General features: G+C 36.7%; 9 protein-coding genes. 6 read left to right on the plus strand and 3 right to left on the minus strand.

What is annotated here, in order from left to right; genetic code table 11:
- The first annotated feature begins 221 nt into the window (after window positions 1-221).
- The 4 genes from BELBA_RS05965 to BELBA_RS05980 all read left to right on the plus strand — a co-directional run bounded on the left by BELBA_RS05965 (window position 222) and on the right by BELBA_RS05980 (window position 4839).
- Window positions 222-2168, plus strand: a complete 1947-nt coding sequence (locus BELBA_RS05965) for a DUF294 nucleotidyltransferase-like domain-containing protein (RefSeq protein ID WP_014771844.1) — start codon at window positions 222-224, stop codon at window positions 2166-2168.
- A gap of 1 nt (window position 2169) precedes the next feature.
- Window positions 2170-2844 (plus strand): 3'-5' exonuclease, encoded by a 675-nt coding sequence (locus tag BELBA_RS05970; RefSeq protein WP_014771845.1) that lies wholly within the window; start codon window positions 2170-2172, stop codon window positions 2842-2844.
- Between the two features lie 267 nt (window positions 2845-3111).
- Complete coding sequence (locus BELBA_RS05975; protein ID WP_014771846.1) at window positions 3112-4071, plus strand: hypothetical protein; 960 nt, start codon at window positions 3112-3114, stop codon at window positions 4069-4071.
- A gap of 246 nt (window positions 4072-4317) precedes the next feature.
- On the plus strand, window positions 4318-4839 hold the full coding sequence (locus BELBA_RS05980) for a hypothetical protein (protein WP_014771847.1): 522 nt from the start codon (window positions 4318-4320) through the stop codon (window positions 4837-4839).
- A gap of 306 nt (window positions 4840-5145) precedes the next feature.
- On the opposite strand, the gene BELBA_RS05985 is transcribed toward BELBA_RS05980, so the two are convergent.
- On the minus strand, window positions 5146-6612 hold the full coding sequence (locus BELBA_RS05985) for a glycine--tRNA ligase (RefSeq protein WP_014771848.1): 1467 nt from the start codon (window positions 6610-6612) through the stop codon (window positions 5146-5148).
- 540 nt (window positions 6613-7152) lie between these two features.
- Here BELBA_RS05985 and guaB point away from each other — a divergent pair.
- Complete coding sequence (guaB, locus tag BELBA_RS05990; RefSeq protein ID WP_014771849.1) at window positions 7153-8631, plus strand: IMP dehydrogenase; 1479 nt, start codon at window positions 7153-7155, stop codon at window positions 8629-8631.
- A 430-nt stretch (window positions 8632-9061) separates the two neighbouring features.
- On the opposite strand, the gene BELBA_RS05995 is transcribed toward guaB, so the two are convergent.
- Together BELBA_RS05995 and rlmH are read right to left on the minus strand one after the other, a co-directional pair.
- Window positions 9062-11860, minus strand: coding sequence for a M16 family metallopeptidase (locus BELBA_RS05995; RefSeq protein ID WP_014771850.1), 2799 nt, complete (start codon window positions 11858-11860; stop codon window positions 9062-9064).
- 103 nt (window positions 11861-11963) lie between these two features.
- Window positions 11964-12437 (minus strand): 23S rRNA (pseudouridine(1915)-N(3))-methyltransferase RlmH, encoded by a 474-nt coding sequence (gene rlmH / locus BELBA_RS06000; RefSeq protein WP_014771851.1) that lies wholly within the window; start codon window positions 12435-12437, stop codon window positions 11964-11966.
- A 250-nt stretch (window positions 12438-12687) separates the two neighbouring features.
- Between rlmH and BELBA_RS06005 the strand changes: the two genes are divergently transcribed.
- On the plus strand, window positions 12688-13191 hold the full coding sequence (locus tag BELBA_RS06005) for a fasciclin domain-containing protein (RefSeq protein ID WP_014771852.1): 504 nt from the start codon (window positions 12688-12690) through the stop codon (window positions 13189-13191).
- The last annotated feature ends 25 nt before the right edge of the window (window positions 13192-13216 follow it).

A 13216-nucleotide genomic window follows, 5' to 3' on the forward strand; every position in this document is an offset into this window, starting at 1 on the left:
GTTATAGCTTTGCTGAAATATAGTTGATATAAACCTCTTTCATAAAGCAGACAAGATTAGCGAAATATTTCTGTTTTAATAAAAATGGAAATCTTGATAAGAACAAATGGTATCTGATAGCTGCAATTATTTCTACTCTAATTTCAAATTATTTCTATTTATTTCAAGTCTAAATCCAAAATCAATCTACATACGAGTCTCCTTCTGTATTTAAAAAGATTATGTCAAACGTTATTGTCAATCGGGTAAAGGAATTTCTGAAGCGATTTCCACCTTTTACATTTCTTAGTGATGCGACCTTAAGCTTGGTTGCTAAAGAAGTGGAGGTGAAGTATTACGCGAAAGGTGAATACCTTTTCCGAAAAGGTGATGCAGCTCAAAATGCCTTCTTTATTTTGAAAGAGGGAATTGTACAGTTGGCTGAACAGAAAGATGAAGGAGAAAGAATTGTAGAAGTCTGTGATGAAGGAGATGTATTTGGAGTGTTGGCGCTTTTGGGAAGGAGACCCTACCTTCTAAACGCACAAGCTCAAGAGGATAGTCTAGTATATGCTATACCGGTAGAGATTTTTGAGAAAATATTGGCAGAAAATAGCCGGGTGAGCTTGTACTTTGCTGCAGGTTTTGCTTCTGGACAAGTAGTTGTTCGGTCTGATCTTTCTCAATCCCAGAAAGCAAGAAGCGAATTCAAAGAATTGTCCAAAGACAATGGCTTGATGATCTTCACAGGTCAATCTGACTTGAATTTCTCCACAGATGTACTTTGCTGTCCAAAAGGTAAATCTATCGGTGAAGCCGCAGCGATGATGTCCGAAAAAGGTGTGGGTTCTGTGATTATAATTGATGAAAATAAATTCCCTTTGGGGATTATAACGGACAAAGATCTTCGAAATAAAGTTGTAGCGAGCGGGAAACCTTATACAACTCCTGTTGAGGAAATCATGACCACACCTGTAATTACTAAAATCAAAGATGCAGGATTTTCTAGCCTTTATCTGACCATGATCAAAAACAGGTTGCACCATTTGATTTTTACTAAAGATGGTACAACCTTAAGTCCTGTCACTGGAATTTTGTCAGATCATGATATTTTGCTTTCACAAGGAAATAGCCCAGCGGTATTGATCAATGCGCTGATGAACACTTGGGATGTTAGCGAAATGGCGAAAGTCAGAAATCGTGCGGAGCTGCTTCTGAAATACTATTTGGAAAATGAAGTGGCCATGGATTTTGTTGCAAATATCATTTCCGAAATCAATGATATCATCATTCAGAGGGCTATTCAAATGGCCAAAAATAAAATTGACGAAGATTTTCCAGAAGCTTCAAAAGTAAAATTTTGCTTTCTTTCCTTAGGCAGTGAGGGAAGGGAAGAGCAATTGCTCCGCACTGACTTGGATAATGCCCTCGTCTATGAAGATGTTTCTAAAGATCAAGAAGAGAATGTTCAAAAATACATGCTTTTGATAGCTGAAGATGTGATCGAAACTTTGCTTATTTGTGGGTTTCATCCATGCCCTGCAGATATGATGGCGAATAATCCCAAATGGTGTCAGCCTATTTCTGTGTGGAAGCAGTATTTCACAGATTGGATCATTTCTCCAAATCAAAAAGCGCTATTGCATGCAACTATCTTTTTTGATTTTAGACCAATATTTGGACATAAGGCACTTTCAGAAGAAATGACGAATCATATTTACAATGAAATTGCAGGGAAGACAATATTTTTAAATTTCCTCGCAAAAAATGCACTGCTTAATCCTGCACCATTGGGATTCTTTAGGAATTTCATTGTAGAGAAAACAGGCGAACACCGAGATAAATTTGATATCAAGTTGAGAGCGATGATGCCTTTGGCAGATATTGCGAGGATTTTGGTTTTAAGTCACAGAGTGGTAGGAATCAACAATACTTTTAAACGATTCGAAAAAATGGCGGAGTTGGAGCCAAATAATCAAGAGTTGATGCTGGAAGCCGGAAAAGCTTATGAAATTCTAATGCGAATGCGAGCAATAGAGGGAATGCGTTCAGAAAGTGCAGGTCGATATATTCAACCTGAGAGTTTGGGTAAATTGCAAAGGCAGTTATTAAAAAACACATTTGCTCCGATCGATGAATTACAAAAAATCATGCGGGTAAGATTTCAATTAGATTATTTCAACGGTTGATATGGCTTGGTTTGAATTTTTATCTAAAAAGAAAGTTTCTAAACTTGATTTTGTGCTGGAATACGAGGCCTTGTTTGAAAAAAACATCCCCAAATTACGGCCGATATCCCAGCTGAGATTTGCAGTGTTGGATACCGAAACGACAGGCTTGGATACCAGGAAGGACTATGTGGTTTCATTTGGCGCAATAGCAGTCAAAGATTACCGCATGCTAGTCAATCAAAGTATTGAGGCCTACTTAGATGCGCCCATGCAAAGAGAAGCCTCTTTGAAAGTTCACGAAATACTCTATCCTGTAGGTGTAACTCCACTCAAAGATTTTGCGGAAGAGCTATTAAAGTTTGTAGGGAATGACATTATTGTCGGTCATCATATTGGTTTTGATCTTGGGATGTTGGAGAAAATTTTGTCCAATTTTGGATTAAAGCAGATGCTCAACCCTGTAATTGATACACATGATTTAGCAATTCGATTAGAAAATGGGCCACATTACGATCCAAGAATGGGCAAAAGAGGAGAATACTCACTAGATGCCCTTTGTGAGCGCTATGGAATAGCTTTAGACGATAGGCATACTGCCGCCGGAGATGCTTTCTTGACTGCACAGTTATTAATGAAACTCCTCAAGCTTGCCGAAAAAAAGGGGATTAAAGATTTTGGAGGATTGATAAAGTGATCACCTATTTTAAGGGGGAAAAGCAACCGTTTATGTAAAAAATAAAATATTTATATTTTTTTGATAAGCAATCTTGAATAAGAAACAGAATGTATCTTCTTAGTTTAAATCAATTTTTTAATTACAAACTTTACTAAATTTTATAAATAAAATTTTAATAATAATTTCTTTTAAATTCTATAAAACGCATTTCATACACAAAAAATTGCTTTTTAAATTTTATTCTTTTTTCTTTGAGTCATTATTAACAAACAAAACCAAAATAAAATGAAAAGATCTACTATGTTAGTAGGTAGATATTCAGTAGTTGCTGTGATATCTGCTATGTTGCTTTTTTCTTGTAATCAGCTTGAGGATATTCATCCCGATGCGATGCAAGACAATCAAATCGAAGCCGCCACTGATGGCTTCAAACTCACCCCACTAGGCGGTATGCATGCCAATCTAAGAGTTTATGAAGATGTCGATTGTAATGATTATTGCATTACAGAAGATGCAAGTTCATGGGTAGTCAAAAACACCATATATGAATTCAATAATCAATTCTGGATTGACATGAATGTGTATAACACTCCGGAAGAGATTGTCTATAATTTTGAAATCAAAGCTGGAAATAACAGCAATCCAACAATTGCTTTTATCAATGGACAGGAAGTCAATGCTGCTACTTTTGAGATCAGAAAATCTTTAGAAGAAGGATGGGAGAAATGTAATACCATTGAAGAGGAATTTGTGATCATTAGATCTGGAGGTGGACAAGGTCAAGGAAATAATGATAATGCAAATACCATTACCATCAACTCTTCCTATGACTTATTTGAAGTTTGTGAGGTGGTTTCCTGTGAAGAATTCATGGTAGAAGCCATAGAGGGAATGGAGAACGCGTATAGATTCACTTACATTTCTAACGAAGCTTTGGAAGATGTAACCATCCAAATGACTTTACCTCAAATTGCAGATTGGAAAGCATTGGACGGTAAGTCATATGAGGAATTTGGTAACGGTGCCAATGGAGGAATCAGATGGACAGGTGACTTGGCTGCTTGTGGTGATGGTATCACGTTTGAATTGCAGTTTAAGCCAGCATGTGAAGTTTCTAATTCTAATAGCAAAGGAAATAAAAATACTACACCAAGCAGTGTTAGCCTGATGACCAACTTCGTGGTTCAAGGTGGTGAGTTTGGTGGGAATAAGTTGAAAAACAACATCACTGCGGCTTGTCATTGAATTGAATAGCGCTTAAGCAAATCAAACCTGCCAGGTTTTAATCGGTATTTTTAAATTTTAAGAATACTTTTAAAAACCTGGCAGGTTTTTTTAGGAATCTATCAAACAAAAAGTTAAACCCCTAGCAGACGCAGTGTGGTTTGCTAGGGATTTTTTGGCATGAAAGAAATTTGATTTTTATTTATAAAAATTTGACTTTTATAAATAAAATATTTTATTTCAAATTTCTTTAATCTTTACCTACGTATGAAAAATGCTTGTCTTTTTATTTTGAATGCATTATTTCTTTTGTTTTTATTTTCTTGTTCGAAGTCAGAAGAACTAGAAATAGATCAGGGTGATGAAATTATTTCTGAATCAGAAAGAATCATGATGGAGGCATTTACACATGCAGAGTTTTTTGGTAATATGAAAAAATATCAAACAGAGGATTGCGAATCTTCCTGCGTGAATGACACACCTTCTTCTTGGGTATTACAAGAAAGTACCCATGCTTTTAATGCTCAATTTTGGATTGATCTTAAAATATATAATACCCCCACAGAAATAGTCTATGCTTTTCAAATCATGTCGAGAAATAACAGTAGACCTGTCATAGCAAGTCTTAATGGTCAAGCCATCAATATGCCTGCTTATGAAATGAAGGTCTCGAAAGAATCTTCTTGGAACCCCTGTGAGATTATTGAAGAAAGATTTACGATAAGTCGAGGTGCTGGTCAAGCTTTGTTAATCAATACATCCTATAAGCTTTTTGGGACTTGTGACTGATTATCATCTAAACCTTTTTATCTCCTGGATATTTAAATTTTCCCAAATTTGGATAAAAACTTAAAATGAACATGGGTTACAAATCTAAACTTTGGAAAAATTACCGCTAGCAAAAAAGCATAGAATCAACATTTTGATCTTCAACTAATACTCTGTAAAGTGATTCTAAAAGTGTACATTCTTAAAAAAACAACAGCAAGTCAAACTGACTTGCTGTTGTTTTATAAACATCAAACTTGCCCAATAGATATGGCTGTTTGATTTTCTAATTTTAGGTTTACCAAAACTTGCAACTTTTCAACCTTTTCAAACCTTCTCAAAAATCCTCCTAAAGCTACAAGCCTCAGCTAGCCTTCCATGAAGTTCGGAGATATGAACTCTTTCCTGTTCTGTGGTATCTCGATGACGGATGGTGACAGTGTTATCCTCTAAAGTTTGATGATCTACCGCAATACAATATGGTGTTCCAATCAAATCCTGACGAGCATAGCGCTTACCTATAGATGCAGCATCTTCATAAATAATGTTGAAATCATACTTCAAGGCATCGAAGATCTCTTTACCTTTTTCAGGAAGGCCATCTTTTTTAGTCAATGGAAGAATTGCTGCTTTTACTGGAGCGATAGCCGGGTGGAACTTGAGATAAGTTCTTTGCTTTCCATCTACTTCTTCATCCACATATGCATTGCACAAGGTCATTAAAAATAGTCTGTCTGCACCAATTGATGTTTCCACAACAAATGGAATGTAATTTTGATTGATTTCAGGATCAAAATACTGTTGCTTCTTCTTTGAGAACTCCTGATGACTCTTCAGGTCAAAGTCTGTCCTTGAGTGAATTCCTTCTACTTCTTTGAAACCAAATGGGAATTGGTATTCAATATCCATGGCAGCATTTGCATAGTGCGCCAATTTCTCGTGGTCGTGTCTTCTAAGTTTTTCTTTTGGAATTCCTAATGCCAAATGCCACTTCATTCGTGTTTCTGCCCATTGCTTATACCATTCTAACTCAGAGCCTGGTCTAACGAAAAATTGCATCTCCATTTGTTCAAATTCACGCATTCTAAAGATGAATTGACGGGCTACGATTTCATTTCTGAAGGCTTTTCCTATCTGCGCAATTCCAAAAGGAACCTTCATTCTTGCTGTTTTCTGCACATTGAGAAAGTTTACAAAAATTCCTTGCGCCGTCTCTGGTCTGAGGTAGATTGTGGAGGAATCTTCCGCCACAGAACCTACTTGGGTGGAGAACATCAAGTTAAACTGTCGGACATCAGTCCAGTTGGATGTTCCAGAAATAGGGCATTTAATGCCTTCATTGATGATCAAATCTCTGACTCCAGCTAAGTCTTCTGCTTCCAAGAGTCTACCCATGGCGTTGAGTAATTCTTGTGCCCTTTCTTTATCTCCGGCATTTTCATAAGCTGCAGCTTTATCTTCTATCAAAACATCTGCACGGTACCTTTTTTTGGAGTCTTTGTTGTCGATCATTGGATCGTTGAAGCTATCCACATGACCGGAAGCTTTCCATGTCGTTGGATGCATAAAAATCGATGCATCGATTCCAACAATATTGTCATTGAGACGGGTCATGGTTTCCCACCACAATCTTTTCAAATTGTTTTTTAACTCTACACCATAAGCGCCATAGTCATAGACAGCCTGTAATCCATCATAGATTTCTGACGAAGGGTACACAAAACCATACTCTTTGGCATGTGCAATTATATCTTTCAGTTGCGCATTTTCCGCAGTTTGTTCATTTTTTGCCATAGCCGCAAAATTAAAGAAACTTATTGAGAAAGGAGTTGAAAAATTGAAGCAATTGTAGTGTTAGATGTGCCATTTGCAAAGAACAATGTATGAAGTATGCTTCATCAAGTCCTGCTTGATTGATCAGGTTTGATTTTTTACAATTCTGAATTAGTTCGATACTGAAGGGATGTGGAGATCCTGCAGTTATTGCCTTCCAAGAGTTTCATCCGTAGTTCCGCCATGGAGGACAAGATTTTGAGATGTTTGACCATTTCATCGTCTTCTGAATATCAAAATAAAAAACGAATTGTTGAGAATTTTAAAATCCTGAAACACTAATTCAAACTTTTAGCTTATCAAATTTATAACCTTCCAACTTTCCAATCCTTCAATCCGCCTCAACGGACAAATTCCTCCAATCCTTTCTCCCCCAAAGAATCTTTCTTTTTTAGTAGAGACTTTCAGTTGAATAAAAATTTATTTTACATCAGAGTTGATTGACATTCAGAATTGTTTGTATCTTTGACGGGCAAATAGGGTTACCTAACCAAATTTGCTATGAACAGAAATTCCGATAAATTCCTTTTTGAGGCACTCACTTATGATGACGTGCTTCTTGTCCCAGGATACTCCGAGGTCCTCCCGCGCGACACCAATACTTCCACTCAACTTACAAAGAACATCAGGCTGAATATTCCTTTGGTTTCTGCTGCGATGGATACTGTCACAGAAGCAGAATTGGCTATTGCCATTGCGCTTGAAGGAGGCTTAGGTTTCATTCACAAAAATATGTCCATTGAGAAGCAAGCTGCCCAAGTAAGGAAAGTAAAGCGATCTCAATCTGGGATGATTTTAGATCCAATTACCCTTCATATTGATTCCAAAGTTCGTGATGCTGAAAAAATCATGACTGAATTTCACATTGGTGGAATTCCTGTCGTAGATGAAAACAGAACCTTGATGGGAATCATCACCAACAGAGATTTGAGATTTATAAAAGACCCAAATCGAGACATCAAAGAAATTATGACCAAAGATAAATTGATTACAGCAAAGGCTGGAATTACTTTGGAGGAAGCAGAAGAGATTTTACAAGAATTCAAAATCGAGAAACTTCCCATCATTGATGATGAAAATAAGTTGACTGGATTGATTACTTATAAGGATATCTTGAAAAGAAGGGATAAGCCACATGCTTGTAAAGATCAATATGGTCGATTGAGAGTTGGTGCTGCAGTAGGTGTGACAGCTGATATTGTAGAACGTGTTGAAGCTTTGAAAAATGCAGGTGTAGATGTAGTTTCTATAGATACTGCACACGGACATTCCAAAGGTGTGATTGATACTTGCAGAAGAATAAAAGATGCATTTCCTGATTTGGATGTAATTGTCGGGAATATTGCAACTCCTGAAGCGGCAATAGCTCTAGCAGATGCAGGTGCTGACGCTGTAAAAGTTGGTGTTGGACCAGGCAGTATTTGTACGACTCGAGTTATTGCAGGTGTTGGTGTTCCACAACTTTCTGCGGTTTTTGAATGTGCAGAAGCTTTGAAAGGAAGAAATGTCCCGGTGATTGCAGATGGTGGAATCAGATATTCTGGTGATTTGGTGAAAGCGATAGCAGCGGGTGGAAGCTCGATTATGATTGGTTCACTATTAGCCGGAACAGAAGAAGCACCTGGAGAAATGATCATTTTTGAGGGTAGAAAGTTCAAATCTTATAGAGGTATGGGTTCTTTAGAAGCGATGGAGTCTGGCTCTAAAGACAGGTATTTTCAAGATGCAGAAGACAATATTAAGAAATTGGTTCCTGAAGGAATAGTAGGTCGAGTAGCCTACAAAGGCTTGGTTCAGGAAGTACTGTATCAATTAGTCGGTGGACTACAAGCAGGCATGGGGTATTGTGGAACAAAATCCATTGAAGACCTTCAGAAAAATGGAAAATTTGTAAAAATAACTGCCGCAGGAGTGAAGGAATCTCATCCACACGATATCAGTATTACGAGAGAAGCTCCAAATTACTCTGCAAAGATGTAATTGATTGCGGTCAACAGTTTGACAGTCGACGGTCAACTTCTGATCTATGTTAACATATAAATTTCTTTCATTTGAAAGTATTGGAAAAACAGAAATATGTATAATTGAAAAACCGATGGATTAGATTCATCGGTTTTTTTGGGTCTAAAATTTTAAATACTTTTCTAGGTATCACATTTCAGTATGAGAACGGAGTGTCATATTTTTCATTCAATATATTTCAAAAATAAAAAATACAAAAAAAGGTCTCCAAGATGTGAAAAATCTTGGAGACCTTTTTTATCAACCCGAATACCTACTATTAGCCACTTAAAATGATGATATCATTATATTTTCATCATCAGTTGTCGGTGGACCGTCGACTTTTGACGAGTTTTTTGAATTTATGCAACTAATTTTAAGATATCGTTATCATAAACTTGCAAATCTCCTATTTAGCAGGATATCTTTCTACCACGAGTAGATTTTCTTTTTGCAAATAAGCATTAGCCGCAGCTTGAATTCTTTCTGGAGTTACCGCATCAATCGATGCCTTTCCTTCCAAAATCACCTCCCAAGGGAGTTCATAGTTCCTAACTGTTGACATTTGAGAATTCCAGAAATTATTACGTTTTAAATTTTCTTCGTAAGCGATTCTTCTTTTCTCTTTTACTTTATTCAAGTCATCTTCGGTTGGACCATTTTCTTGGATTTTTTTCACCTCAGCTAGAGCAGCTTCCGAAAGTCTATCTACCATATCTGGGCTGCATGGGAATTGGATGGAGAAGCTGAAATTGCCAACAGGCTGAATCCCCATACTTCCTCCAGCACCTACACCATAGACGCCTCCGATTTCTTCTCTAAGATTTTCTATCAATTTGATGGTCAAAATTTCTCCTAAATAACCGATATCTGCTGCTTTTTTACGGTCATACTCTGTTTCACCTGAGAAGTACATGATTACTTGACTTTTTTCGTCAGTTCCAACTTCAATTTTTTCTTCTTGACCTCTAGGTGCTCTGATGCCAAGATCTACATAGTTGTCTTTCTTGCTAGCATCACCCGGTAAACTTCCGATATATTGCTCTAATAGAGGTACGAAAGTGTCCATATCAATATTTCCAGTAAAGAAGAATTCAAAATTGGCGGCATTGGAGAACCTGTCTTTGAAAATTTCAAGTCCTCTATCTACGTTCACTTTATCATAATCTTCAGGATTGAAAATTCCAAGAGCCCTTGGATTACCGTTCGCAATGATTTTATTCAACTGCTTAGAAAATTGATAATCTGGGTTCGCTTGAGCACTTTCTAATTGCGATTTTTGATTAGACACATAAACTTGATACAATTCTGTATCTTTTCTTGGCTTTGTGAAGTATAAATGCATCAACTGGAAAGCCGTTTCTAAATCTTTTGGAGAAGCAATGCCAGATATACTTTGACTATATGTACTGATATTTGGAGTAATGGAAACAGTTTTACCAGAAAGCACTTTTCTTAAGTCGGTAGGAGAAAATTCCCCAACACCCATTACATTGACCATTACGCCTGCATTGCTTGCTGTAAGATGATCTTCTTCTGAATAAACCGAAGTGCCACCTTTTCCTGAAGCTGAAATTAGTATCTCGTCATTTTTGAAGTCAGTCACTTTTACAAAAACCTTTGCGCCATTTGATAAAGTCAATTCTTGAACTCCCACTTCATCAATCGTATTTTGAGACAATACTTTACCAGCAGCTGGAAGATCTGAAATCAGCTCTTCAGCCAAAAGCTTCTCTTCATAAGCTGTAATTGGCATTTTATCTACTGCGTTGATCAAAGCTAAAACCCCATCTTCAGTTGGAAGATTAGCCTTTTCTTTTTCGGGAGCAATAATTACAACAACACGGTTTTCATCTCTTACCAATTCTTTTGCAAGTGCATTGATTTCAGCAACAGTAATCTGTGGTAGAATTTCTTTGTAGAATTCATATTTCCACATTTGACTTTCTGCAAAGCTGCCACTCAGATAATGCTGAACATATCTTCCCACAATTGAACCAGACTCTGCTTTGTCCATTTCTTTGGAAGCTCTTTCTGCACTGTTCAAGATGATTTTCTTGACACGTTCAAGTTCACCCTCGGTAAAGCCGTACTGAGCAACTCTTTCATTTTCTAAAATTAAGGCTGTCAAGCCTGCATCCACTTTACCAGGAGTTACCGCAGCAGAAGCAGAGAAATAATCCATTTCTCTAACAAAATTCCCATACCCAGTACCGGCATAGATAAATGGAGCATCAGGTTTTTGTCTGATTTCGTCCAATCTTTGATTGAGCATGCCACTGTAAAGTGTACGCTTCAATGAAGCTTTATAATCTTCTTTTGTCTCAGAAGGTAGCGCAGGATGCTTGTAATAAAGTTGAAGTTGGATGCCAGGGGCTTCCGCATCTGTCGCGATAGTTACAAATGTTTCTTTATGTTGTGGTACTGGGAAGCTTTCTCTAGGCTTTGCATTGGCAGGATTTTCCATCTCACCAAAATACTCTTTGATCATGGCTTCTAATTTGTCAGGGTCTTCATCACCTACAGCAATCACCGCCATCAAATCTGGTCTATACCAATCTTTATAAAATCTTCTGATTGTTTCGTATTCAAAATTCTCCACAACTTCCATTTCTCCAATTGGAAGACGGTCTGCATATTTGCTGTCATGTAATAAGACAGGCAAAAATTGATCACGGATTCTTTGGCTGTAGCCTTGACCTGTTCTCCATTCTTCCACGATAATCCCACGCTCACCATCGATATCTTCATCTTCCATCAAAACTCCATTTGCCCAATCAGCCAAGACCAAGAAGCCTTTTCTTAAGATTTCTTCGTCCTCAGAAGGTATTGGCAAAATATAAACAGTTTCATCAAATCCTGTGTAAGCATTTAGATCACTGCCAAATGAAACACCAATGGATTGCAAATAGCTCACAAGCTCATTTTTTTCGAAGTTTTTACTTCCATTGAAGGCCATGTGCTCAGTGAAATGCGCTAATCCTGCCTGATCATCATCCTCTAAAATCGAACCTGCATTCACCGCAAGTCTCAATTCCACCTTTTTTTCAGGTTTTGGATTTTGTTGTACATAGTAGGTCAGGCCATTGGCCAACTTACCAGTCCTTACTCTAGGGTCTAAAGGCACTTTTTCGCCGGATTGAGCAAACGCCGAAAAGCTGCTTCCAATCCAAAGAACCATTAAAATAATAAGCTTTGTATTTTTCATACTTTATAATTTTTAAAATTGCGGTGTAAGTTAATAAAATTAAATTAGTTAGGAAAAGTAATTTCCTAAAAAATTGTAAATAAATATTGAATTTGTATAGTTCTTATTGATGATGATAGGGTTCATTACGAAGGATTGTAAAAGCTCTGTAAATCTGTTCAATGAAAAATACACGAACCATCTGATGAGAAAAAGTCATTTTGGAAAGGGAAAGCTTGCCATTGGCGCGCTGATACACTGAATCAGAAAATCCATAGGGGCCACCAATAACAAAAACAAGCTGTTTGAGACCTGAATTCATCTTTTTTTGAATAAAATCGGAAAAATCTATAGAACTAAATTGTTTTCCATTTTCATCAAGAAGAATCAGGTCATCAGAATTTGAAATCTTTTTTAGGATGAATTCTCCTTCTTTCTCCTTTTGCATGGCTTCGGAAATGTTCTTTGTATTTTTTAGATCAGGGATTATTTCCAAATCAAATTTGATATAAAAATTGACTCTTTTGGAATACTCCTCAATCAAGGATTGAATGGCACTATGATCAGTTTTACCAACTGCCAATAATTTTATTTGCATAATCAAAGTTAAGACGGCTTTTCCTTCAAAAAAAACTTTAAGGGTTTTTTAGAAAATGAATATTGAAAAAGAAAACTATTGATACCGCTTATGTAAAATCAAATTATTAAAAGGGGATGAAGTGATGAATTATAAGTGTAAACTGAGCTTTTTTGTAAATATAATTTTTTAAAGAAAAAATATAAAATGTGAGAAAAAACATTTCCATAAGATTTCCTCTTATATACCCATGAACCAAAACTATACTATTATGAAAAAATTACTGTCAATTGCGATGATGTTTGCTTTTTTTGCAACTTCATCTTTTACGCTTAACAACAATGCTAACACAATTAATCCAGATGCGGACATCGTTGATTTAGCAATTCAAACTGAATTTTTATCAACTTTGGTAGTTGCTGTTAAAGCAGGTGACTTGGTAGATGTATTGAAAGGAGATGGACCTTTTACCGTTTTCGCTCCAACCAATGATGCATTCGCAAAATTACCAGCAGGAACTGTTGATAATTTATTGAAGCCAGAGAATAAGGCTCAATTAGTAGCTGTATTGACTTATCATGTTGTAGCAGGAAAAGTATATTCCAAAGACTTGTCTGATGGAATGGCTGCTAAAACTGTACAAGGTGCTGAAGTAAAAATTTCATTGAAAGGTGGAAAAGCTATGGTTAATAATGCAACAGTTACCACTGCTGACATTGAAGCTACAAATGGTGTTGTTCACGTTATTGATACTGTGATCCTTCCTCCAATGTAATTTCCCATTGAAGCTAAAAAAACCT

This window comes from Belliella baltica DSM 15883, from assembly GCF_000265405.1.
Taxonomy (GTDB): Bacteria; Bacteroidota; Bacteroidia; order Cytophagales; family Cyclobacteriaceae; genus Belliella; species Belliella baltica.